This window comes from Hymenobacter antarcticus (assembly GCF_039539545.1).
GTDB lineage: Bacteria > Bacteroidota > Bacteroidia > Cytophagales > Hymenobacteraceae > Hymenobacter > Hymenobacter antarcticus.
Genome location: NZ_BAABDI010000002.1, coordinates 256,637 through 280,711 on the forward strand (window position 1 = coordinate 256,637; position 24,075 = coordinate 280,711).

Below are 24,075 nucleotides of genomic sequence, written 5' to 3' on the forward strand. Positions count from 1 at the left end.
GAGCTTGCCGAAGCATCTCTACAGCGCAATTACCAGCACGGTAGAGATGCTTCGCTGCGCTCAGCATGACGTTCAATCTGGCTGTTCAGCCACAACCAGCGTGTACGCTACTTGATATTCACCAGCTCCACATCGAAGCGCAGCGACGCGTTGGGCGGGATGGACGAGCCCGCGCCGCGGGTGCCGTAGCCCAAGGTCGACGGGATGAGCAGCTGCGCCTTTTCGCCCTTGCGCATCAGCGCGATGCCTTCGTCCCAGCCCGCGATAACCTGTTTGCGGCCCAGCACGAAGCCGAAGGGCTTGTTGCCGCGCCGTGACGTCGCGTCGAACACCGAACCGTCCATGAGGGCGCCCGTGTAGAGCACGAAAACACTATCGCCCGTCCGGGGCTGGGGCTGGCTGGAATTGGCGAGCACCGGCACGTAATACAGGCCCGATGCTTTCCGCTCGGCGTTGGTAATTTTATTATCGGCGATGTATTTCTTGAGTTGCTCTTCGTCGCTCAGCTCATCCTTTTTGCAGGCGCTGGTGAGCAGGCCCGCCGCCGCGAGGCCGGCGAGGAGGAGGAAACGAGGCATTGACGCGGGAATCGAAATTTTCATGGGCGGGTTTTTTTGGTAAAAATAGGGAGTATCCGGTTGTTTGGGCGCGGAGCTGGCCGAGTAGCCTGCACCAGCTCCTATAGTTTGCGGCGGACCTGCTCCGGCTATACGTTCACCTGATGCCCGATTGGGCAGCGCAATGGAATGACAGCTGCCCCGCTCGGTTCCGCTTCCTCAACGGGAGCCCCATCCAGCGCTTGTATCCGGGCCTGATAGTCGGTCGGGAGCAGCGCATTTTTGGCCCACTGACTCGCGGGCCAATGCTTGGTGAGGCCATAGAAAGCCAGCGCGGGCTGGAGGAAGGCCCCGGATGGGAGCCGCAGCAGCTGGCGCACCACCGGCGGCACCACCCGGCCCTGAATGGCTCGTAGCAGCTGGTAGCGCGGCCCGCCCAAATGCTTGCGGTACTGGAGGTACAGGTCGGTAGTATAGGCGCTGGCGGCCAGGTTCTGGGCCAGGTGCTGCTCGCGGGCCAGCAGCCACGCCGGGTACGATGTTGGCAAATCCGGGATGCCCATGCGCCGGCCCACGCGGCAAAACACCGCCGTTATCTCCTCGCATTCTGTCATTGTCAATGGCCGTTCCAGCACTTCGAATGCCTTGATGGAATACGCGATGAGCATAAACAGCACGTCGCGGTAAGCCCAGTCGGGAATGGATTGGCCGCGCCGCGCTTCCACGGCCCCGTGGATGGCGGCAATGGTATCGATGGCCCGCTCGGCCCCGGCCTGGTTGGCAAACACGATGCGGCGGGCATAGTCTACCGTGGTAAACAGGCGGCCCAACGGGTCGGCCGGCAGGCGGCCGGTGAAGTAAAGCCAGTCCACCGCTTTGTTGAGGGCGAACTCCGCCGCCGCGCCGGCAAAGATGAACAGCACCGTATCGGAAGTGCCCCAGATGCGACGCACGATGGAAGTAGGGGCAACGAAGTCTGGCATGACCGTTTTGAAAAAACGTTGAAATACACAGCCAGTCAATAAATTCAGTTCAAACAGGTGTGTGGCAACTGGTATCAGCTAGGGCAACTGCGTGGCCTTGATGGGGCTGTCCGCTTGCACTGCCGCCACAGTTTTGGGCCGCTTGTAGAAATACAGAATCAGCAGCGGCAGCAGCGTGAGCTCGGCCACCACGCCGAAAAGCAGCGTCAGGCCGATGAGCAGGCCGACGTAGAACGTGCCGTCGAACTTGGAAAACAGCAGGGTTGAAAAGCCGCCAACGAGGATGAGCGAAGTGGTGATGACGGCTTTGCCCGCCAGCAAATACGTGCGCCGCACGGCTTTGAAAATATCGGGTTCCTTGTCCAGAATCAGCCGCAGCTTGCTGATGAAGTGAATGGTGTCATCAACGGCAATGCCGAAGGCGATGGTGAAAATGATGCTCGTGCTCACCTTCATGTTCACCCCGGCCAGGCCCATCACGCCGGCCACGATGATGATGGGCAGCAGGTTGGGAATGAGCACCACCAGCGTCATGCGAAACGATTTGAACAGCGCCAGCACGATGAGCATGACCATGGCCACGTCGATGGCCATGCCCTGAATCATGTTCAGGGTCAGGTTTTCGTTGTTTTTGTCGATGAGGTTGGATGAGCCGGTGAGGCGGGTGGTGAGTACGGTGCTGTCGATGCTGGTGCGCAGGTAGCGGCGAAGGTCGTCGTTGAGGGCATCGGCGCGGATGCTGCCCACGTCGGCCATGCGCCCGGTGAGGCGGCCGGCCGTGCCATCGGCCAGGGCCAGGGCGCTGAATTCAGGCTTTTTGCGGAACTGGCGGAGCTTGCCGCGCAGGCCGCGCATTTCCAGGGTGTCGGCGGGCAGGCGGTACTCGGCCAGGCCGCCGCCGTTCAGGGCCTTGCGCACCGATTTCACCAGCGTGACCGGCGAGGCGGCGAAGCGTAGGCCGTAGGTCGTGGCCAGGTAGCCCTCGATTTGCTCGGTCTGGCGGAGCACGGCCAGGTCGTAGATGTCGCGGCCCCCGGCCGGCTTCAACTCCAGCTCAAACGGGCGCACCCCGGCAAACTTCCGGTCGAAAAAGGCGAAATCCATGCGCACGGGGTCGCTTTTCGACAGGTCGTCGAGCAGCATGGAATTGATGTGGACCCGCGTGGCCAGCCCGATGGAAACCGCCAGCACCAGTCCGCTCACGGTGAATACCAGCCGCCGCCGCACCAGCACGATGCGGAAGAGGCGGCCCAGCACGCCGTCCCAGCTGTGGCCCTGGCGGCGGGGCTCGCGCAGCTGTGGCTTGCCCAGCAGCACGAGCATGGCCGGCAGCAGCGTGAAACTGAGGATGAAGGCCAGAATAACGGCAATGCCGGTGAAGAGCCCGAAGTTGTGAATGGGCCGGATGGTGCTGGTCATCAGCGTGAAAAAGCCCAGGCTGGTGGTGAGCGCCGACAGCCCCGACCCAAACCCCGATTCCTTGATGGTGACCCGTAAGGCATCTTTCTTACTGGCGCCGTAGCCCAGCTCGCTCACGTAGCGGCTGATAATGTGAATGGTATCACTCATGCCCACCACGAAGAGCATGAGCGGCAGCAGGGCCGTCATCAAATCGATGGTGACCCCAAAGGCCGACATGATGCCCAGACCCCACGAAATGGTCCCCAGCACCACAATCAGCGGCAGCACCACGCCCCACCACGTCCGGAAAGTGAGCCACAGCAGCCCCGTGACCAGCAGCACCGACAGCGACATGAACACCACCAGCTCCCACTTCAACCTATCCACAAACACGGACTGCGCCACGATGCGGCCCGCGAAATGCACCCGCTCCTCGGGGATGTTCAAGCGGGCCAGGCCGCCGCGCAGGGCCGCGAACAGGGAGTCGCTGGGTGGCTTTTTGAGGTCGGGCGTGAGCTGGAACACCAGCGCCACGGCCCGCGCATCGGAGCTGAAAACGTTGCCCACGAGGCCGGGCGTCTGGTAAATCAGCAGGGAGTCGGCGGCGCGGCGGGCGGGGTCGGCGGCGTAGGTTTCGGGGTGCAGGTAGGGCAGGCTGAACACGCCCAGGCCCTCGACCACGGTGTTGGCCAGGCTGGTGGGGGAGGTGACGGTGAGCACGTTGGCTTGCCGCCTGGCCAGCCGCGTCAGGGAATCAACCTGAGCCAGAAAAGCCGGGTCGAACACCGTCTTGCCGGCGGGGGCTTCCACGCCCAGCAGCAGGTAGTCGTTGTCGTTGCCGAAGCGCTTGGTGTAGCCCTGGTAGTAGTCCAGGTCGGGGTCGCCGGCGGGGTAGAAGTCGTTGAAATTGTAGTTGAAGCGCAGCTGAGCCACGAAGTAGCCACTCACGGCCGTGAGCAGGCCCAGTACAATCAGGGTAAGGTGGGCGTAACGGCGAATAGACATCCGGGCGGCCAGCCGCCAGCCGCCAGCCGGGGCCAGCGCCCGGAAGGCAGCAATTGGTGAGCAAAATGGGAAACCAAGCCAAGTACGCCACGGTATTTTAAAATTTACCGCCGGTGCGTATCTTAGAGCCTGAAAACCGCACGTTTTCGCGTTTTGTTTCCCCTCACCCCACTTCGTTTCCCATGAAAAAGTCCCTGCTTGCCATCGCCCTGTTTGCCTTCGCCGGCACCACCGCCTACGCCCAGGAAGGCCAGGCCAAAGTCGACAAGAAAGATAAAAAAGAAGCCTGCGCCATGAAAGGTGGCATGGCCGCCAGCCCATCATGCTGCATGAAAGGCGGCAAAATGGCCAGCGTGAAGCCCGCCGCTAAGCCGGTAGCAGCCGTAAAACTGTAATTGCCCACCGCCGGCCCCGGCCGACGCTGAGAAACGAAAAGCCGCTTCGGAAACGAGGCGGCTTTTCGTTTCCTCATAAGTTCATATGTTTACTCAGTTTTCTGCCCAAACCCAAAATTTATGGAGCTAATTGACCAACTCACTAACCTGGCATCGCGTGCGCAAAAGCAGCTTGCGCACATTCAAACGGAAGAAGCGACTAAAACCGCTTTGGTCATGCCGTTTATCAATGCCCTTGGCTACAATGTATTTGACCCTACGGAAGTAGTGCCAGAATTTATCTGTGACATCGGTACGAAGAAGGGAGAAAAGATTGATTACGCCATCATGCGCGATGGGAAACCAATTATTCTGATTGAATGCAAGCATGTTGGTAGCGACCTGAATATTAATCATGCCAGCCAGCTATTCCGGTATTTCCACGTAACGGAAGCCCGAATTGCCATTTTAACTAATGGCTTGATTTATCGGCTGTTCACTGATTTAGAGCAGCCCAATAAAATGGACGAGCGGCCATTTTTGGAATTTGATTTGACGAACTTCCATGAGAATGATATTGCTGAAATTAAGAAACTTAGCAAGAATTCGTTCAGCATTGAAGACATGCTTTTTGCCGCATATAATCTGAAATATATGCGTGCTTTCAAAAAATATTTTGACGAGCAATTCACGCAGCCTTCCGCAGACTTTGTGCATTTTGTATCAAAACAGGTTTATGAAGGCGTGTTGACAAACAAGCTGAAAGAGCAGTTTAATATTCTGGTGCATCGTTCATTTCATCAATTCCTGAATGATAAAATTGCTATGCGCCTGCGCTCGGCCATGATTGATACAAGTGGGCAAGGTCCATTGGTCAATGACGTGCCAGCAGCTCCGGTAGTCGAAACTTCGGGTATTTCCGAAGCAGAAAACAAGGATAAAAACATTGATACCACCGTTGAAGAGACTGAAGGATTCATGATTGTGCGGGCCATTTTGCGCAAAATGGTGCCCGTAAACCGGGTCGTAATGCGGGATGTACAGTCTTACTGTGGAATCTTATTAGATGACAATAACCGCAAACCGATTTGCCGACTTCACTTCAACAGCAGTAAGAAGTATGTGACATTGTTTGATGTCGAAGGTGGTGAACGAGTTGATATTACATCATTGGATGATTTATATGGAATGGCATCCAGGATTCGGGAAACGGTGCAAACGTATGAGGCTAAAACAGCTGTTTAATCCACATTTGCACGCTAAAGGACCTGTGTTCTGTGGTTCGCATTTTGGGTTAGTTAGCTTACTCCAACGGATTTACAACCGGCTGGCCTTCCCGAACCTTCTCCATTGCCGATTGTAGCAATAGCGTCAAACCCCGCGCTTGCTATGCCGTCCGCTACTGTCGAAGTCCTCTTGCTTTTCCCAAACCAGCTCTACCGCGAGCACCCGGCCCTGCACCCCGGCCGGCCGGTGGCGCTGCTGGAAGAGGCCCTGTTTTTTACCCAGTTTCGGTTTCATCAGCAGAAGCTGGTGCTGCACCGGGCCAGTATGCGGGCCTACCAGCGGCGGCTCGAAGGCCAGGGTTTCGCCTGCGCCTATGTGGAGGCCCGGCAGCCCACGGCCGACGTGCGCCAGTGGATTGCGCAGGCCGGGGCCGCCGGCTTGCGCCAGCTCCACGTCATCGACCCGGTGGACTACTGGCTGCGGCGGCGCATCGAAGTCGCCGCGGCTACGGCCGAAATTGCCCTCACGGTGCATCCTAACCCCAATTTTCTGAATGAGATGGGGGCGGCGAATGCCTTTTTCGAGGGCCGCAAAAAGTATTTCCAGACCGATTTCTACGTCGCTCAGCGCAAGCAGCGCCGGCTGCTGCTGGAGCCCGACGGCCAGCCCACCGGCGGCAAATGGACGTTCGACACGGAGAACCGCGCGAAATTTCCAAAGGGTGAAACTGTGCCGGCGCTGCCCTGGCCCACGCCCCCGGCCGAGGTGGCGGAAGCCATTGCCTACGTCGAAACCCACTTTCCTGACCATTACGGCCAGGCCTGCGATTTCCGGTACCCCACCACCCACGAGGCGGCCGAGGCCTGGCTGGCTGATTTTTTGAAGCAGCGGCTGGCCAAATTTGGCGTGTACGAAGACGCGCAGGTGGCCCGCGAGCCGGTGCTCTACCACTCGGTGCTCACGCCGATGCTGAATATCGGGCTGCTCAGTCCGCAGCAGATACTGGATGCGACGCTTGCCCACGCCGCCCGCCATGAGGTGCCGTTGAACTCGCTGGAGGGCTTTTTGCGGCAGATTGTGGGCTGGCGCGAGTTCATTCGCATCGTGTATGAGCGGGAAGGGCGGCGGCAGCGCACCCGCAATTTCTGGGGCTTCGAGCGGAAGATTCCCAAGGCGTTCTGGACTGGCACTACCGGCATTGGTCCGGTCGATATTGTGATAAAAAAAGCCCTGGCCGGGGCCTACAACCACCACATTGAGCGGCTCATGGTGATGGGCAACTTCATGCTGCTCTGCGAGTTCGACCCCGACGAAGTGCACCGGTGGTTTATGGAAATGTACATTGACGCCTACGATTGGGTGATGGTGCCCAACGTGTACGGCATGACCCAATTTGCCGATGGCGGCCTGATGACCACCAAGCCCTACATCAGCGGCAGCAACTATTTGCTGAAGATGGGCGACTGGCCCAAGGGCGACTGGCAGGCCACCTGGGACGGCCTATTCTGGCGCTTCATGCACGTAAACCGCGACTTTTTTACCCGCAACCCGCGCTTGGGAATGCTGGTCCACACGTTCGACAAAATGAGTGAGGCCAAGCGCGATGCCCACCTGGCGCACGCCGCGGCCTTTTTGGCAAAGCTTGATGACTGGAATGAAAAGGCGTAGCGCGGGTTTTCAGTCCACGAACCTTTGGGCCGTAGCGCGGACTTTGTGGTGCGCGAACCATTGGCACTGATTGATGCTTGACAAGCACGAGCAACGAAACCATGCGCGGACTCTCAACTAAAGGTCAGCGTTACATCTCCCCCATGAAAAACGAACCCACCAATTTCGACCACCTTTCCGAAGCCGACATCGACCGCATCATCGAAATGGGCTGGGAAGACCGCACGCCCTTCGAGGCCATTGAGCTGCAGTTTGGGCTGGCCGAAAAGGACGTCATCGCCCTGATGCGGCGGGAGATGAAAGCGTCCTCGTTTCGGATGTGGCGGCAGCGCATGGCGGGGCGCAGCACCAAGCACCAGGCGCTGCGCGAGGCGGGCATGGATACTTTCCGGAGTACCAGCCAGCGCAGTATTTCGATGAATAAAATCAGCAAGCGGTAGGCTGGGCGCGGCGCGGCGGCGGGTAGCGGCCCACGTTTTACCTTTGGCCCATCATGATTCAATACCAAGCGCTGCTTCGCCAAATTCTTGCTTCCGGCACCGTCAAAACCGACCGCACCGGTACGGGCACCGTGTCCATTTTCGGCCCGCAGATGCGGTTTAATCTGGCCGATGGTTTCCCGCTCGTCACCACCAAGAAGGTGCATTTGAAAAGTATTATCCACGAGCTGCTGTGGTTTTTGCAGGGCGATACCAACATTGCCTATCTCCGGGAGCACGGCGTAAAAATCTGGGACGAGTGGGCGGATGCCAACGGCGACCTCGGCCCGGTCTACGGCCACCAGTGGCGCTCCTGGCCCGACGGCCACGGCGGGCACATCGACCAAATCAGCCAAGTTATTCAGCAGCTCAAGCAGCAACCCGACTCGCGCCGCATCCTCGTTTCGGCCTGGAACGTGGCCGAGCTGCCCGACATGAAGCTGCAGCCCTGCCACGCGCTATTCCAGTTCTACGTGGCCGATGGCAAGCTCTCCTGCCAGCTCTACCAGCGCTCGGCCGACGTATTTCTGGGTGTCCCGTTCAACGTGGCCAGCTACGCCCTGCTCACGCTCATGGTGGCCCAGGTGACGGGCCTGCAACCCGGCGAATTTATCTGGACCGGCGGCGACACCCACCTCTACAGCAACCACTTGGAACAGGCCCAGCTGCAGCTGACCCGCGAGCCCCACGCGCTGCCGAAGATGCGTATCAACCCGGCGGTGACGGATATTTTCGGGTTCAAATACGAGGATTTTCAGTTGGAGAATTACCAGCCCTGGCCCGCAATAAAAGCGCCGGTAGCGGTGTAGCGCAAGGTTTCGCGAAGTAAAAAAGACAAATCCCGCGAAGTTTTAACCTTGCGGGACTTGCCTTTTTTACTTCGCGAAACCTTGCGCTAAAAAGGTGGGAATATTGGTCTGGGGAAAGCGGCTTTGTCCAAGTTGAATAATCGGGCGAATTGCCGCCACATTAGCCGTAAAGGCTGTACCAGCTGCTAGCAACTGTTCTCTCAAAAACAGCCCCTCCCGGCACTCCATACCGGCCTTTCTGGCGGCCCGCAGCACCTGCGCCCGGCGCACGCCCGCCACGCAGCCAGCATCAAGCGAAGGGGTGAACAGCACGTCATCTTTCACCCAAAAGATGGCTGCCGCGCCAGCTTCGGATACATATCCGGCCGCGTCGCAGAGGATGATTTCATCCAACCCGCGCCGCTGCCGCTCATGGGCGGCCCGCACGTAGAGCCACGCCTGCGGGCCTTTGCAAAAGCTGAGCGGCGAGAACAGGGAATGCGTTTCCAGCGCAAAGTCCGCCTTTTCAATGGGCGTTTCATCCGGTACGAAGGGGTCGGCGGTGGCCAGCCATTCGGCGCTATCGGTAGTAGGCGTGTAGCGGCCGCCGCCGCTTCGCCACAGCTGCAGGCGCAGGCGGGCGACGGGCAGCTGATTGGCGGCGGCTAGTCGCGCCAGCGTCGTTTCCAGCGCCTCAGGCGTGGCCAGGGCAGTGGGCAGCGTCAGGTACAGCGCGGCGGCGGCCTGCTGCATTCGCAGAAAATGGTCGGTAGCGAAACGCAGTCGGTTTTCGATAAAAATGAGCGTTTCGAAGAAACCATCATTAAAAGCCAGGCCCCGATTAGGCCATGGCAGGCTGAAATTCTCAGCCGCCAGCAATTCGTTATTGTATAAAATCTGCCTCATTGCGCCGTCCACAAAATCCGTGAAATCCGTTTAAATCCGATAAATCCGTGATATTAGATGAGGGCAAACTTCTTGCCTGGCAGCGCCCGCACCACGCCCCGAAACTCCAGCCCCAGCAGCAGCGAAGCCACGGCGTAGATGGGTAATTGCGCTTTCCAGGCCAGCTCGTCCATCTGCTCTTCGCGCCCACCGGCCGCCGTCAGCACGGTTATCAGTGCAAATTCCTCAACCGAGAAATCATCGGCTGAATAGGAGGGCGTAGGCTTGAATTTGCCCGACTGGTGCAGGGCGGCATCCCAATTCAGCAACTGCTCCAAATCCAGCGGTTCCGCATATAGGGCAGCCTTGTTATTTTTAATAAGCGCATTGCAGCCTGCCGACGCGGCCGAACTCAAGTTGCCGGGCACCGCCAGCACGTCGCGGTCGTAGCTCAGGGCCAGCTCAGCGGTTATCAAAGCGCCGCCTTTTATGGCTGCTTCCACCACCACCGTGCCATCGGTCAGGCCGGCGATGATGCGGTTGCGGGCCGGGAAATTGTAGCGGTCGGGCGGGGTACCGAAGGGGAATTCGGTGAGCAGGCCGCCCTGCTCGCGCATTTTTTCGGCTGTTTTGCGGTGCACGGCGGGGTAGATGATATCGAGGCCGGTGGCCATCACGCCCACGGTTTCCAGCCCTTCCTGCAAGGCGGCGCGGTGGGCCATGATGTCGATGCCGTAGGCCAGGCCGCTCACCACCAGCGGCCGGTGCGGCAGCAGTCCTTTGATGATGCGCTCGGTTTGCTCGCGCCCGTAGTCGGTGGCCTGGCGGGTGCCCACGAGGGCCACGGTTTTGGGCGCGTTCAAATCGGCCGTGCCCTGGTAGTAGAGAATCGCGGGCGCGTCGGCAATCAGCTTGAGGCGGCTGGGGAAGCGCTTGCTGGTGTAGAAAATGATTTCTACGCCGTCTTTCTCGGCCTTCTTCAGGTCTGCTTCTGCTTTGCGGAAAGCGGTTTCGCGGTCCTTGCCGGTGAGGATGGCTACCGTGGCTGCCCCCACGCCGGGAATGCGGCGGAGCTTGCCGGGCGGCATCATCAGCACGTTTTTGGCCGAGCCGCCGTAGCTCATCAGCTGCCGCGTGAGCTGCGGGCCGATGCCGGGGAGCAGGGTGAGGGCGAGCTCGTGGAAAAGGGTGTCGTTCATCGGGTAACCTCACCCCCCGGCCCCCTCTCCTTGGGGAGAGGGGGAGCCTGATGATTCCGGGTTGGGTAAGTGTTTGGTCAAATGGTTGGAAATTAATCGTTGGACGTAGTCTGGCTACTGCAAAACTTCTCCATTGGAGAATCGCTGAATGCTAAACCCTAACTCTTGTAGTCGGTGGGTCCGCCCACCATCATATTCAGCCTGTTCGATATCGGAATGATATTCCCCATCAACTTCAATAATGAGCCAGGCGGGCAAGCAAACAAAGTCGACAATGAACTGCTCAATCGCGTGCTGTCGTCTAAAACGAAGGCCGAGTTTATTGCCCCGCACCAATTGCCACAGTGCATTTTCGGCCTCAGTTGAATGCTTGCGATTTGCTCGAGCAAAATTTTTAAACTGTTTATGCCATCGTTCTGCATCCGTCATAAACGCATGGTAGTGTGATGGTTTGTCTTTCGCGCTACTCTCCATAATGCTTGGTAAAGGAAGGAACAACGAAAGCAGGTAGATTTCGCTAGCCATTAGGCTCCCCCTCTCCCCAAGGCTTCGCGCTTTAAGCGAACCGGGAGCCGGGGGGTGAGGTTACTCCGGGTCGGCCTTGCCAGCCGCCTCCACCTCTTTCTTGAGCGACACCAGAAATGCCCGCACTTTTTCCAAACTCTGCACCACGTCAATCTTCTCCTTCAGCTGCGGGCCCTTTTGCTTGAGCATGTCGCGCGCGCCGGGAATGGTGTAGCCGCGCTCCTTCACCAGGTGGTAAATGGTGCGGAAAACCTCAATGTCCTGGGGCGTGTAGAGGCGGTTGCCTTTCTTGCTGCGGCGGGGGCGCAGCTCGTCGAATTCGGTTTCCCAGAAGCGTACCAGCGACTCGGCTACCTTAAACTGGGCGGCCACTTCGCCGATGGTGAAGTACTGTTTCTCGATGCTGCGCTCTTTATAGGGCATATGGCTACCTTTGCAATTACCCCGAAAAGTACCTAAAAAATCGCATCGACCGCCATTATGGTCGTCTTGACCTCTCATATGTCGCTCCCCACCGCCGCGCACGTGCGCCAGCAATTCCTCGATTTCTTCGCCAGCAAAGGTCATCACATCGTGCCTTCGGCCCCGATTGTGGTGAAGGACGACCCCACGCTGCTGTTTATCAACTCGGGCATGGCCCCGTTCAAGGACTACTTTCTAGGCAACAAGCCCGCGCCCTACAAGCGCATCGCCGATACCCAGAAGTGTCTGCGCGTGAGCGGAAAGCACAATGATTTGGAAGAAGTGGGCTACGACACCTACCACCACACCATGTTCGAAATGCTCGGCAACTGGTCGTTTGGTGATTATTTCAAGAAAGACGCCATCAATTGGGCCTGGGAGCTGCTTACGGACGTCTATAAGCTGGAAAAGGACCGGCTCTACGTGACTTATTTCGAAGGCGACAAGGGCGACGGTACCGGCCCCGATACCGAAACGCAGGACCTCTGGCGCCAATACACCACCGACGACCGGATTTTGCCCGGTAATAAGAAGGACAACTTCTGGGAGATGGGCGATACCGGCCCGTGTGGCCCGTGCACCGAAATCCACATCGACTTGCGCTCCGACGAGGAGCGGGCCGCCACGCCCGGCCGCGACTTAGTGAACGCCGACCACCCGCAGGTGGTGGAAGTCTGGAACAACGTGTTCATGGAATTCCAGCGCCTGGCCGATAAGTCCCTGGTGAAGCTGCCAGAGCAGAGCGTGGACACCGGCATGGGCTTCGAGCGTCTGATGATGGCCGTGTCGGGCGTTAAATCAAACTACGACACCGACGTTTTTCAGCCGCTCATTCAGTTCATCGCCACCGAGGTAGGAGTGGAGTACCACGGCACCGCCCCGGCCAAGGTAACCGACCAGCCCACCACCGAGAACGAGAAAACCGACATCGCCATCCGGGTAATTGCCGACCACATTCGGACCATTGCCTTTACCATTTCCGACGGCCAGCTGCCCAGCAACGTGAAGGCCGGCTACGTCATCCGGCGCATTTTGCGCCGGGCCGTGCGCTACGCTTTCTCGTCCCTCAATCAGAAGCAGCCCTTCCTGTTCAAGCTGGTGCCCGTGCTGGCCGAGCAGATGCGCAACATCTTCCCCGAGCTCAAGGCCCAGACGGCTTTCGTGCAGCGCGTGATTGAGGAGGAGGAAATTGCTTTCCTGAAAACGCTGGAAACCGGCCTGCGCCGGCTGGATGCGCTGGAAGAAACCGCCCGCGCCAACGGCAACCGTATCGATGGCAAAACTGCCTTTGAGCTGAGCGATACCTTCGGTTTCCCGCTGGACCTCACGGCCCTCATCGCCCGCGAAAAGGGCCTCACCGTGGACGAGGAAGGTTTCCAGAAGGAGCTATTGCAGCAGAAGAACCGCAGCCGCAACGCCCAGGAAACCGAGCAGTCGGACTGGACCGTGGTGGTTGATTCGGCTGAGCAGCCCGCCTTCGTGGGCTACGACCTCGATTTTGCGCCCGCCCGCATTCTACGCTACCGCAAGACCACGGCCAAGGGCAAAACCGAGTATCAGCTGGTGCTCGACCAAACGGCGTTCTACGCCGAAAGCGGCGGCCAAATCGGCGACACCGGCTTCCTGGAGGGCGATTTTTCCACGCTGCGCGTCATTGATACCAGGAAGGAAAACGACCTCATCGTGCACACCGTGCTGGAACTGCCGACGGACCTGACCGGCGAATTTATTGCCCGGCCCGATGCTGCCCGCCGCACCCAGATACGGCAGAACCACTCGGCCACGCACCTGCTGCAAGCCGCCCTGCGCGAAGTGCTGGGCAGCCACGTGCAGCAGAAAGGCTCGCTGGTGAACGAGAAGATGCTGCGCTTCGACTTCTCGCACTTCACCAAAGTGACCGACGACCAGCTGCGGCAGATTGAGCGCATGGTGAACGAAAAAATCCGCCAGCAAATCCCGCTCGACGAGCGCCGCAACGTGCCCATCGCCGAAGCCAAAACGCTGGGTGCCATGGCCCTCTTCGGCGAAAAGTACGGCGAGTTCGTGCGCGTCATCACCTTCGACCGCGACTTCTCGGTGGAGCTGTGCGGCGGCTTACACGTGCCCAACACGGGCACTATCGGCTACCTCAAAATCACGGCTGAAAGCGCCGTGGGGGCCGGCGTGCGCCGCATTGAGGCCGTGACCGGAGTCGGGGCCGAAGCCTACGTCGACCAGCAGCTCGCCCTACTAGCGCAGGTGCGCGAAACGCTGGGCAACCCTCAGCACCTCATCCCCAGCATCGAGAAGCAGAGCGAGGAAATTGCTACGCTCCGCAAGCAAATCGAGCAGTTCGAGCAGCAGAGCATCAACCAGCAAAAAGACCAGCTGATAGGTAAAGTGAAGGCCCTGAACGGCATCAATTTCCTGGCCGCCCAGGTGCAGGCCGGCAGCGCCGAAGGCCTCAAAACCCTGGCTTTCAACCTGCGCCAGGCCGTGCCCAACCTCGTGGCCATCCTCGGGGCCGAAATCGACGGCAAGCCCCAGCTGGCCGTGATGCTCGACGATGAAATCGTCAAAGCCGGCAAGCTGAACGCCACCACGCTGGTGCGCGAGCTGGCCAAGGAAATCCAGGGCGGCGGCGGTGGGCAGCCGTTCTTCGCCACGGCCGGCGGCAAGAACGTGGCCGGGCTGGCGGCGGCTATTGCCAAAGCGGAGGGGTTGGTAGGTCAGGGGATAGCGTGAACACTGGCCAATTTCTGTCGCTAAGCACCAGTGTTCCCGAAAATTCAATTCTCCTGAAGGCAGTATTGATTTTGCCTCGCTCATCTGGTTTCTCATTCCGTCACCAGGCTGCTGCTACCCGGCCGCAATGGGCACTTAGCTCCCTTCATTAATCCTGTCCATGTTTATTTCCCGAGCGTTTTTCCTTCTTGGCTTTCTGTTTGCCGGTGGGCAACTGCGCGCCCAGAACATGCCTGCTCTTATCATTCCACCCAATAAAATCGAATATCTCAATGAAAATCGAGTCTCGCTGCCATCCGAAGTCGGTGCGGTTCAGCGAATCGAAACGGTGTACCACGACAGCGTGGGCGGAACGGTGCGCTCCTTTTATCTGCCTTCGGGTAAGCTGAAGAATTCCACATCCTTTGCCAACGTGCGAAAGTTTCTGCGCGATGGGACCAGCAGTGATTACTACGAAAACGGTCAGGTTCGCTTCCAAGCCAATTATGTGGCGGGCCAGTGCGTGGGTGATTTTGTGACTTATTACCCCAACGGCACCCTGAAGCGGCGCGACCAGCACCGGCCCGACCAGCCCGTGGCCGGCGAATGCTTCGGCCCCGATGGCCAGCCGGTGGCTTATTACAGCTTTGAGCAGATGCCGGTGTATGAGGAGGGCGCGGGCGACAACGCGGCCATTGCACGGGCCGTGATGTTGAATACCAAATATCCCGCGCTGGCCCTGCGGAACCAACTGTCCGGTGTTATCAAGGTGAGTTTTGAGGTGGACGCGAGCGGACGGGTGCAAAACATCAGAACCGTAGAGCCAGCCACAAATGAGGTGCCTAAGAAACAGCGAATCGCCTACCAAGCCCTCGAGGAAGCGGCCATGTATGCTGTGCGCCAACTGAGGTCTTTCAAGCCGGGCCGGCAGGATGGCGAGCCTGTGATGGTTTCTTTCACCCTGCCAGTTACCTTTCGCATTCAGTAAGCAACCCGTGCGGCGCTTCATTAAGCGCTAGAAACAAAGATTATAATTCTGGCAACTCCGTGTCATTGCTTTGGTGCTTACTTTGGACGCCAAATCTGCGCTTTGCCTAACCTCACCCACTCATGTCCATTTTTGCCATCGTCCTCTTCAGCCTTATTGTTATCGCGCTGCTACTCAGTTTCGTCATCGTGCCGCAGGGTACGGTGGCGGTCGTGACGGTATTCGGCAAGTACCGGCGCGTTATGGGGCCGGGTCTGAACTTCAAAATCCCGTTTATCGAAGCGGTGTACAAGCGGATTTCCATTCAGAACCGCTCGCTGGAGCTGAATTTTCAGGCCATTACCATCGACCAGGCCAACGTCAACTTCAAGGCCATGCTTGTGTACGCGGCCTTCGACCAGAGCGAGGAAGCCATCAAGAATGTGGCTTTCAAGTTCGTGGACGAGCAGAGCCTGATGCAGGCGCTGGTGCGCACCGTGGAGGGTAGCATCCGGGCCTTCGTGGCCACGCAGCGCCAGGCGGCGGTGCTCAGCCTGCGCAGCGAAATCGTGTTGCACGTGAAAGACCAGCTTGATTCCACGCTCGAAGGCTGGGGCTACCACCTGATTGACTTGCAGCTGAACGACATTGCTTTCGACGAGGAAATCATGCGCTCGATGGCCAAAGTAGTGGCCAGCAACAACCTGAAAGCCGCCGCCGAAAACGAGGGCCAGGCGCTGCTCATCACCAAAACCAAGGCCGCCGAGGCCGAAGGCAACGCCATTAAAATCGCGGCCGAAGCCGAGAAAATCGCGGCCCAGCTGCGCGGTCAGGGCGTGGCGTTGTTCCGTACCGAAGTAACCAAGGGCATGGCCGCGGCCGTGCAGGAGCTGGCCGACAATCACCTCGACGCCTCGCTGGTGTACTTCTCGATGTGGACCGAAGCCATCAAGCACTTCGCCGAGCAGGGCCAGGGAAACGTCATCTTCCTCGACGGCTCGAACGAAGGCATGAGCAAAAATCTGGAGCAGATGATGGCACTGCAGCAGCTGCATCGGCCACTGAAGTAGAGTTGAATGGGCGTTAGCGCCCTATTTAGTTTTCCATTATACTACCAAGCAACGAATAGCTTAGATGCCTTTTGTAATTCCATTTTACGTTGCGTTCGGCTTAGGTGTATGGGCGGCACCAGCGAGTGCCCAGCCGCAAGCGGCGGTGGCCGACACCGTTTTTTACGATGCCAAGGCCCAGCAGCTGCGTTCGCGCGTGGGAGCCGTGCGGCTTATTGTAACCACCGCTGTGCCGGCAGGCGGGATTATTCAACGGATTTATGCGCCCAATGGCGCCTTGCTGGAGTCGGTGCCCTACGCTGATGCGCAGGCTATGAAGCGGCAAGGGGCCGCCCTGCGCTGGTTTGCATCCGGCGAAATGCGGGGGCGGCGCACCTACAAAGCCGGGCAGCTGGAAGGGCAGGCGGTGGTGTACTACTCCGGTGGCACTATCCAGCAGTTGAGCCTGTACCAGCAAGGCCAGGAAAAAAGCAGGCAATGCTTCGACGTGAGTGGCCAGCTTATTGACTGCCCGGTAGAAACCAGCGTGGGCAAGGCGTACGCCGAATACCACCTCGGCGAGGTCATGCTGGCCCGCGAAGTGCAGCGCGCCACGCACTACCCGGCGGTGCCGGACGGTACCGAGCCGTTGCGCGGCCAGGTAGTGGTGGCCTGCGCCATCGGCGTGGATGGCAAAATGCGGGAAACCCGGATTTACAAAGGCATGGGGCCGGCCTACGACCGCGAGGCCCTACGGGTGGTGAACGGCCTGCGCGGCTCCTTTTCGCCCCAGCTGCAGGATGGCGAACCCGTCGAGTCGTTTTACACCCTGGGGGTCGACTTCATTCCGCCGGTTCCGCGCTGAACCGAGCCGGCGCAAACGGTCGGTCAAACAGCATTAGATTTGCGGTGATGAGTGAAAACCCCGCCTCCAAATACCAGCCCGTTATCGGCCTGGAAGTTCACGCCCAGCTGCTCACGCACAGCAAGATGTACTCCTCCGATGAGAATGAGTACGGCGTGGCCCCGAACACCAACCTGTCGGTTATTACCCTCGGCCACCCCGGCACTTTGCCCAGGGTGAACCGCACGGCCGTGGAGTTTGCCATGAAAATGGGTTTGGCCACCAACTGCCAGATTCGGCGCGACAACCTGTTTGCGCGCAAAAATTACTTTTACCCCGACCTGCCCAAGGGCTACCAGATTACGCAGGACAAAACCCCGATTTGCCACGACGGCCACCTCGACGTGCGCCTGCCCGACGGCACCAGCAAGCGCATCGGCGTCACGCGCATTCACATGGAGGAAGACGCGGGCAAGTCGATGCACCTGGCCGGCGAAACCGAAACCCTGGTCGACCTGAACCGCGCCGGCGTGCCGCTGATTGAGATTGTGAGCGAGCCCGACATCCGGACCGGCGAGGAAGCCTACGCCTACCTCACCGAAATCAAGAAGCTGGTGGAATACCTCGGCATCTGTGATGGCAACATGGAAGAAGGCTCGCTGCGCTGCGACGCCAATATTTCGGTGATGCTGCACGGGGCCAAGGAGTTCGGGGTGAAGGTGGAGGTGAAAAACATGAACTCCTTCCGCAACGTGCAGCGCGCCATTGCCTACGAAGTGGAGCGGCAGATTGCCATCATCGAAGCCGGCGGCGAAGTGGACAGCGAAACCCGGGGCTTTGATGCCGCCACGGGCACCACCAACGGCCAGCGCAGCAAGGAAACCCTCAACGACTACCGCTACTTCCCGGAGCCGGATTTGCCCCCGCTCATCATCTCCGACGAGTGGCTGCACCGCGTGGCCGCCGAGCTGCCGGCCCTGCCGCAGCAGCTCTATGCGCGCTTCACCGGCGAGCTGGGCCTGAACGACTACGACGCCTCCGTGCTGGTGGACCAGAAGGAAGTGGCCCTGTTCTTCGACGACCTGGCCCGCCTCACGCCCAACGCCAAAGCCGCCGCCAACTGGGTGATGGGCCCCGTGAAGTCCTACCTCAACGAGCGCGCCCTGACCATGGCCGACTTCCCGCTCGACGCCGCCCAGCTGGCCGGTATCATCGAGCTGATTGACGCCGGGAAGCTCAACTACTCGGTGGCCAGCAAGCAGCTGTTTCCGCACCTGCTGGAGCACCCCACGGCCAACGCCACCGGCGCGGCCGAAAGCCTGGGCCTGCTCACGCAGGCCGATAACGGCGAATTAGCCGGCCTGGTGCAGCAAGTATTGGATGCCAACCCGGCCAAAGTAGCCGAGTACCGCGCTGGCAAAAAGTCGCTCACCGGCATGTTCATGGGCGAGCTCATGAAGCTGACCGGTGGCAAAGCCGACCCCAAGCTGGCCAACCAGCTGCTGCGCGCCGGCCTGGACGGCTAGCAGCAGCCTGTCCTGCTCATCTGACGTACGCGAAGTTGAAGCATTACTACCGCAGTAGTAAATAGACTACTTACACGGTAGAGATGCTTCGACTTCGCTCAGCATGACGTTTAAATTTTGGAACAATAATTTCTTCGGCCCGCGTTAGCCCTTTTCACGCACAAGCTTAAGCTTATGCCACAACCCATCAACATGATAAAATCTGTTTTCCTGGCTGCCACGGTGCTGGGCCTGGCGAATGCCTGCCAGAACGCGGTTGCGGCCGATGGCTACGAAATTACGGGCCAGCTGAAAAATGCGCCGGCTGGTACCGTGCTCCATCTTTCGGAGCTCACGTCCAATCAGTTTGTGGAGAAAGGCCAGACCAAAACCGATGCCAATGGCAACTTCACGCTGAAGGGCACGGCGGCCACGCCGGGCATCTACCAGCTGAAAGTGGACGAGGCTAATCAGCTCCTCGTGCTGCTCGACAACAAGACCCGCGTTCAGCTCGGTGGCGACGCCAAAAGCCTGTCCGCCACCTACACCGTGAAGGGCAGCAAGGATGCCGAGCTTCTGCGCCAGCTCTCGCAGGTGATGGAAGGCAGCAAGGGCCAGCTCGAAAGCATCGGTAAGCGCTATAACGCGGCCGGGCAGGCCGGCAAACCCGAGGAGATGAAAGCCATTGAGCAGGAGTATTACGCCATTCAGGGGCGCAATACGGCCACGATGAAGGCACTGATTCGGCGCAATCCTACCGCCCTGGCAAGCGGCTTTGCGGTGGGCGCGTTTATCAATCCCGAGGAGCAGTTTCAGTTTGTGGATTCGGTGAATACCGTGCAGCGCAAGGCCAACCCGAACTCGCCGTTCGTGAAGGAGCTCACGGCCCGTCTTGAGCCCATGCGCGCCACCGTGCAGGGTGCCATGGCCCCGGCTATTAACCTGCCTACGCCCGAAGGAAAGACATTGGCCCTGAGCAGCCTGCGCGGTAAATACGTGCTCATTGATTTCTGGGCCAGCTGGTGCGGGCCCTGCCGTCAGGAGAACCCCAACGTGGTGCGTGCCTACAACCAGTTCAAGGACAAGGGCAAAGGCTTCACCATCTACTCCGTGTCGCTGGACCAGGACAAGGGCAAGTGGGAAAAAGCCATTGCCGCCGACGGCCTCACCTGGCACCACGTATCGGACCTAGCGGGCTGGAACAGCGTGGCCGGCGCGGCGTACGGCGTGAAAGCCATCCCGCAGTCTTTCCTGATAGACCCGCAGGGGAAAATTATCGCCAAAAACCTGCGCGGCGAAGCCCTGGCCGCCAAGCTGGCCGAAGTGCTGAAATAGCCGCAGCTACAAATTCTAAACGCAAGAGGCGCGGCTCAACTGAGCCGCGCCTCTTGCGTTTATTGCCGTTCGGCAGCGCATCGCAGCGCCTCAGGCCTTGCCAAACATGCGCTGCAAACCGGGCCAGAGCCGCTTCTTCAAGCTCACGTCGTACTCCACCAAATCGACGGTAGCCGAAGCCAGGTAGGAGAGGCCGAGGCCGGGGAACTGCACCGGCTCATAAATCTGGGTGTTGCGGATGGTGACATCCAGCAGGTTTTTGCCGAAGGCGATGATGTTGGCGGCGGCCAGCTCGCGGCGCAGGTTGGTCAGGGCCACGGGCAGGTCGGCCTCCACGTTCACCAGCACCACGTCCTCCATCACATAGCCCAATGCCTGCAGCATCTTGTTGAGAAAAACATTGCGGTGCAGGCGGGGGAATTGGTCGTGCGGCACCCGGAAAAGTAGTACCACACCATTCATATTACTACCCAGCACGCTGAACGGCGTGAGCATAACGGGGGGCACTCCCGGAGCGGCCGTCGGGGCAGCTATCGGGGCGGCGGCGGCTGGCAACGGCTCGGGTGCTGCCGGCACCAGCTCCTTCGCTACCAAACGCTCCAGGCCCGCCGAGGGCTTGCTGAAGGCCGTAGATGGCTGGCTCGATACCCGGGAGGCGGCATTCACGGCGGCCGGGGTGGCGGGTTCAGCGGGCCGGACTGGGGGAGCGGCCGCAGGCCGGGCTGCCGGAGCTGGTTCGGCCGCTGCTACTGGCGCGGGAGCTACCGCCGCCCCTGCCACTGCCGGCTCGGCCGGTATGTAGAGCGTCACGTCGGTGTAGAAATTTTCGAGAAAAGCCAACTTTTGGGTAGTCATGGCGGAAAGGGCTTTAGGAAGATGTTAGCTGTTTGGTTTGTCTTAGAGCAGTTATTGGGTTAACGTGCGATGATTTGTACGAGGTAGAGACGCACCGTTTTACGTCTTGTCGTTGAACGAAATCGTCTGATGGCGCTACTGCAAGCCGTTCAACGATGAGACGCAAAATGGTGCGTCTCTACCTCATATACCAACCTGAAATCCGCTCTAATAAATTGACGAGCAATTGACAATTTAAAAGCTGCTGGGTTATTCCAGTGAAAACAATGCTTTCAGCTCCTGAGCCTCGGCGGGCTTCATGCGGCCGGCGAGCACCAGGCGCAGCTGGCGGCGGCGCAGCGCGCCGTCGTAGAGCTTGATTTCTTCGTCGGTTTCGGGCAGGGCATCCGGCACATCAATGGGCCGCCCGGTCTGGTCGACGGCGACGAAGGTGAAAAAGGCCTCGTTGGTTTTCATCTTGGTACCGCTGGGAATATCCTCGGCCCACACATCAATATGCACTTCCATGCTGGAGCTGAAGGCCCGCGTCACCTGGGCTTGCAGCGTCACCACATTGCCCAGGCGGATGCTGTCGCGGAACGAGACGTTGTCGACCGACGCGGTGACGACAATGCGGTTGGAGTGTTTTTGGGCGGCGATGGCGGCGGCAATGTCCATCAGGTGCATCATGCGGCCGCCCATCAGGTTGTTGAGGGTGTTGGTGTCGTTGGGCAGCACCAGCTCGGTCATGATGACAAAGGAGTTGGAGACGGGTTTTTGCTTGCGCACGGCGAAGAGTAGCTAAAGGGTAAGCGGGAGGCAAGGCCGAATAAGGCCCGGCGGCCACCCCGCAAAGGTAAGTGCCTGGGGCAGCCCCGGCAGTAACCAACAAAAATGGTCCCGGCAGCTTGCCGGGACCATTCAGGTAAAAAAAAGGGCAATCCCGTTAGCCGGCGGCTTATTCCACGGTGAGCTTGCTGCTGTAGGTCTCGCCGTCGAGCGAGATGCGCACCACGTAGATGCCAGCCGGCAGCGTGCGGCCAGCGGCCAGCAGGGGCAGGGTTTGCTGGCCCACGCCGTAGGTTTTGGCCGGCAGCGTGAGCACGTCGCGGCCCAGCAGGTCCGTCAGGCGCAGCTGGATGGTGGTGGCTGCGGCCAGGGTCACATGCACGGCCGTGGCGTTGGTCACCGGATTCGGGTACACGCTGATGCCGCGGTTGGCCAGCGCATCGGCCGTGGTAGCCAGCGGGCTGCTCACGCGCAGGTTATCGAGGTAGAAGTTGTTGCCCTGGGGCGAGCCGTTCAGCATTTGCAGGCGCACCTTAAACAAGCCGCTGCCCTGGTACTGCGCCGGAATCGGCACGGCGAGGTCCTGCCAATCGGTGCTGGCCGTAGGCACGTAGCCGTCAATCGGCGTGAGGCCCTGGGTGGTGAGGTTGACGGCGTTGAGGACCGTGGGAGCCGACCAGGACGTGCCGCAGTCGCTGCTGAAGGATACCCGCAGCTGGTCATTGGAATTGGCCGTGCGGAGCGCATAAGCGCGGGCAAACCGCAGCACCGAGCCCGAAGTAGCCGATGCCAGATTGATGTTCGGCGTGATGAGCGTGGTGGTGGTGCCGGCCGGGTAGGTGCGGTTGCTTACCACCAGGTAGGCGCTGCCCGTGGCAGCGGGGAATGCCGCCTGCCGCCGCCACACAAACGAGCCGGAGGCGACACCAGCGCTGGTTGTGCCCGAGGTTTCGTAGTTGCGAAGGGAAGGTGCCGCGAAAATATTCGGGAAACTACTGTCCTCAAACGACTCGGCGAAGGGAGCGGTTTCGCCGCCCGTGGGGCCTTCCACCCGAATGTAGCTGCTAATGGTAGTCGTGCCGCTGCCGATTCTGTTGGTCACGGTTTCAGTGACGGGGTAGAAGCCCGCCGTGGCATAGCTCACCGAGACCGTGGCCCCGGTGGCGGTAGCGGGCGTACCGCCGGGAAACGACCAGCTATAGGTGACTCTGCCGCCGGCCGCATTGGTATTGTACGAGAAGTCCTGCAGTGTCACGGCTGAGTTGATGCAGACGCTGGTGTTGGAAGTAGCCGCGAAAGCGGCAATGGGAGCGCAGCCGGGGGCTACAAACCCGTCGTTGGTGCCGGTGGCTACCAGGTTGGCCGGCGTGCTGAGGCCGTTGCGGAAGGTGCTCAGCACGTTGCGCATCAGGGCTTTCTGGCCCAGGGTAAACATGGTGGGGCAGGCGGCGTAATCCATGAAGTTCTGCACGTTGGCCAGGGTGCCGCAGGGCGCATAGGTCAGGTCGCAGTTGAACGTGCCATCGGTGGGTGGGGTGTCGGCCACGAAGTCGGTGCCGGTGCAGTCGCCGGTGCCGGGGTTGTTGGTCTGGCCCCAGGGGTGCGAGAGGCCGAAGTAATGGCCGATTTCGTGGGTAGCCGTGCGGCTCTGGGCGCGGCTGGGGTTGCTGGTGCCCTGGTTGCCGAACCAGTCGCCGCGCACCACGAAGCCGTCGCGCTGGGCCGTCGAGTTCTGGGGCAGGTTGGAATAGCCGAGCACGATGCCGCCCCCTGAGGGCATCCCGATGCTGCCCACCACCCAGATATTGAGGTAACGGTCACGGTCCCAGATGGACACGGCCTGCACGGCCCCGCTCTGGTTGTCGTTGATGAGGTTGGGCGCGTAGTGCCGGGTAATGCCGTCGGTGCAGTTGCCGCTCGGGTCGCGCTTGGCCAGCCGGAACTGGAATCCCAGCGAAGCCGCAATGGGGCGAAACCGCGCCAGGGTATTAATAGTATCCGCGTTTTCCTTCAGATAGTCAGTATTCAGCTGGTCGATAGCGCTGGCAATCTGCTGGTCGCTGATATTATTAGCCCCACCGGAGTGAATGACGTGAACCACGACCGGAATCGTCACATCGGGCACGCCGGCCGTGCTGCGTTGTTGCAGGGCGGCCGGCGTGGTCATCTGCCGGTACCAGGCCTGCTGCTTCTCGCGAGCGCCGGGATGCTCGGCAAAATACCGTTCCTGCTCAGCTACGGACCCGCACCAGTTTCGGCCGCGCTCGCTGCCGGACGCGACGTTCTGGGCGCTGGCTCCGAAGCCCGTCAGGGCCAGAGCGAGTGTGAGCGCCGAGGGTAAAATTTTGTTAAACATACAGAGAAATTGGGGGTGGAATGGTGAAAAGGGGCAGGGCAACGGGTGGAAAAGACCGCAGGGCGCTCATGCAAAAAAAAGTAAGCTCCAACGATTATCAATTTTATCAAAAACGCAGCAACCAGGTCTTGTCCAATATT

The 24,075-nt window shown here is 59.7% G+C and carries 21 protein-coding genes; 11 read left to right on the forward strand and 10 right to left on the reverse strand.

What is annotated here, in order from left to right:
• Positions 1-107: 107 nt before the first annotated feature.
• The 3 genes from ABD819_RS03015 to ABD819_RS03025 all read right to left on the reverse strand — a co-directional run bounded on the left by ABD819_RS03015 (position 108) and on the right by ABD819_RS03025 (position 3,946).
• Positions 108-578, reverse strand: a complete 471-nt coding sequence (locus ABD819_RS03015) for an FKBP-type peptidyl-prolyl cis-trans isomerase (protein ID WP_345120824.1) — start codon at positions 576-578, stop codon at positions 108-110.
• 128 nt (positions 579-706) lie between these two features.
• Positions 707-1,540 carry an oxygenase MpaB family protein gene (locus ABD819_RS03020; RefSeq protein WP_345120826.1) on the reverse strand — a complete coding sequence of 278 codons (834 nt, stop codon included), beginning with the start codon at positions 1,538-1,540 and terminating at the stop codon, positions 707-709.
• Between the two features lie 78 nt (positions 1,541-1,618).
• Complete coding sequence (locus ABD819_RS03025) at positions 1,619-3,946, reverse strand: efflux RND transporter permease subunit (protein ID WP_345120828.1); 2,328 nt, start codon at positions 3,944-3,946, stop codon at positions 1,619-1,621.
• Positions 3,947-4,128: 182 nt separating this feature from the next.
• Here ABD819_RS03025 and ABD819_RS03030 point away from each other — a divergent pair, with 182 nt between their 5' ends.
• The 5 genes from ABD819_RS03030 to ABD819_RS03050 all read left to right on the forward strand — a co-directional run bounded on the left by ABD819_RS03030 (position 4,129) and on the right by ABD819_RS03050 (position 8,503).
• On the forward strand, positions 4,129-4,341 hold the full coding sequence (locus ABD819_RS03030) for a hypothetical protein (RefSeq protein ID WP_345120830.1): 213 nt from the start codon (positions 4,129-4,131) through the stop codon (positions 4,339-4,341).
• A gap of 120 nt (positions 4,342-4,461) precedes the next feature.
• Positions 4,462-5,565, forward strand: coding sequence for a type I restriction endonuclease (locus tag ABD819_RS03035; RefSeq protein WP_345120832.1), 1,104 nt, complete (start codon positions 4,462-4,464; stop codon positions 5,563-5,565).
• A gap of 144 nt (positions 5,566-5,709) precedes the next feature.
• The gene (locus tag ABD819_RS03040; protein WP_345120835.1) at positions 5,710-7,215 is read left to right on the forward strand and encodes a cryptochrome/photolyase family protein; all 1,506 of its coding nucleotides are present in this window, start codon (positions 5,710-5,712) and stop codon (positions 7,213-7,215) included.
• A 143-nt stretch (positions 7,216-7,358) separates the two neighbouring features.
• Complete coding sequence (locus ABD819_RS03045) at positions 7,359-7,655, forward strand: TIGR03643 family protein (protein WP_345120837.1); 297 nt, start codon at positions 7,359-7,361, stop codon at positions 7,653-7,655.
• A 53-nt stretch (positions 7,656-7,708) separates the two neighbouring features.
• A complete protein-coding gene (locus ABD819_RS03050; RefSeq protein ID WP_345120839.1) occupies positions 7,709-8,503 on the forward strand; it encodes a thymidylate synthase in 795 nt (264 codons plus the stop codon).
• Positions 8,504-8,569: 66 nt separating this feature from the next.
• On the opposite strand, the gene ABD819_RS03055 is transcribed toward ABD819_RS03050, so the two are convergent.
• The 4 genes from ABD819_RS03055 to ABD819_RS03070 all read right to left on the reverse strand — a co-directional run bounded on the left by ABD819_RS03055 (position 8,570) and on the right by ABD819_RS03070 (position 11,514).
• On the reverse strand, positions 8,570-9,388 hold the full coding sequence (locus ABD819_RS03055) for an aminotransferase class IV (protein ID WP_345120841.1): 819 nt from the start codon (positions 9,386-9,388) through the stop codon (positions 8,570-8,572).
• A gap of 53 nt (positions 9,389-9,441) precedes the next feature.
• A complete protein-coding gene (gene dprA, locus ABD819_RS03060) occupies positions 9,442-10,566 on the reverse strand; it encodes a DNA-processing protein DprA (RefSeq protein ID WP_345120843.1) in 1,125 nt (374 codons plus the stop codon).
• 114 nt (positions 10,567-10,680) lie between these two features.
• Positions 10,681-10,995 (reverse strand): endonuclease domain-containing protein, encoded by a 315-nt coding sequence (locus tag ABD819_RS03065; protein ID WP_345120846.1) that lies wholly within the window; start codon positions 10,993-10,995, stop codon positions 10,681-10,683.
• A gap of 156 nt (positions 10,996-11,151) precedes the next feature.
• The gene (locus ABD819_RS03070) at positions 11,152-11,514 is read right to left on the reverse strand and encodes a MerR family transcriptional regulator (protein ID WP_210515420.1); all 363 of its coding nucleotides are present in this window, start codon (positions 11,512-11,514) and stop codon (positions 11,152-11,154) included.
• 78 nt (positions 11,515-11,592) lie between these two features.
• Between ABD819_RS03070 and alaS the strand changes: the two genes are divergently transcribed.
• The 6 genes from alaS to ABD819_RS03100 all read left to right on the forward strand — a co-directional run bounded on the left by alaS (position 11,593) and on the right by ABD819_RS03100 (position 19,956).
• Complete coding sequence (gene alaS, locus ABD819_RS03075; protein ID WP_345120850.1) at positions 11,593-14,277, forward strand: alanine--tRNA ligase; 2,685 nt, start codon at positions 11,593-11,595, stop codon at positions 14,275-14,277.
• Between the two features lie 160 nt (positions 14,278-14,437).
• On the forward strand, positions 14,438-15,244 hold the full coding sequence (locus tag ABD819_RS03080; protein WP_345120852.1) for a TonB family protein: 807 nt from the start codon (positions 14,438-14,440) through the stop codon (positions 15,242-15,244).
• A gap of 122 nt (positions 15,245-15,366) precedes the next feature.
• A complete protein-coding gene (locus ABD819_RS03085; RefSeq protein ID WP_345120854.1) occupies positions 15,367-16,293 on the forward strand; it encodes an SPFH domain-containing protein in 927 nt (308 codons plus the stop codon).
• A 145-nt stretch (positions 16,294-16,438) separates the two neighbouring features.
• Positions 16,439-17,137 (forward strand): energy transducer TonB, encoded by a 699-nt coding sequence (locus ABD819_RS03090; RefSeq protein ID WP_345120856.1) that lies wholly within the window; start codon positions 16,439-16,441, stop codon positions 17,135-17,137.
• A 47-nt stretch (positions 17,138-17,184) separates the two neighbouring features.
• Entirely contained in the window at positions 17,185-18,642 is a 1,458-nt protein-coding gene (gene gatB / locus ABD819_RS03095) for an Asp-tRNA(Asn)/Glu-tRNA(Gln) amidotransferase subunit GatB (RefSeq protein ID WP_345120858.1), read from the forward strand.
• A gap of 174 nt (positions 18,643-18,816) precedes the next feature.
• Positions 18,817-19,956: a redoxin domain-containing protein gene (locus tag ABD819_RS03100; protein WP_345120860.1), complete on the forward strand. Its 1,140-nt coding sequence runs from the start codon at positions 18,817-18,819 to the stop codon at positions 19,954-19,956.
• A 90-nt stretch (positions 19,957-20,046) separates the two neighbouring features.
• On the opposite strand, the gene ABD819_RS03105 is transcribed toward ABD819_RS03100, so the two are convergent.
• The 3 genes from ABD819_RS03105 to ABD819_RS03115 form a co-directional block, all read right to left on the reverse strand.
• Complete coding sequence (locus ABD819_RS03105; RefSeq protein ID WP_345120862.1) at positions 20,047-20,811, reverse strand: hypothetical protein; 765 nt, start codon at positions 20,809-20,811, stop codon at positions 20,047-20,049.
• Positions 20,812-21,060: 249 nt separating this feature from the next.
• Entirely contained in the window at positions 21,061-21,540 is a 480-nt protein-coding gene (locus ABD819_RS03110; RefSeq protein ID WP_345120970.1) for an acyl-CoA thioesterase, read from the reverse strand.
• Positions 21,541-21,748: 208 nt separating this feature from the next.
• Complete coding sequence (locus ABD819_RS03115; protein ID WP_345120864.1) at positions 21,749-23,935, reverse strand: M43 family zinc metalloprotease; 2,187 nt, start codon at positions 23,933-23,935, stop codon at positions 21,749-21,751.
• Positions 23,936-24,075 lie beyond the last annotated feature (140 nt).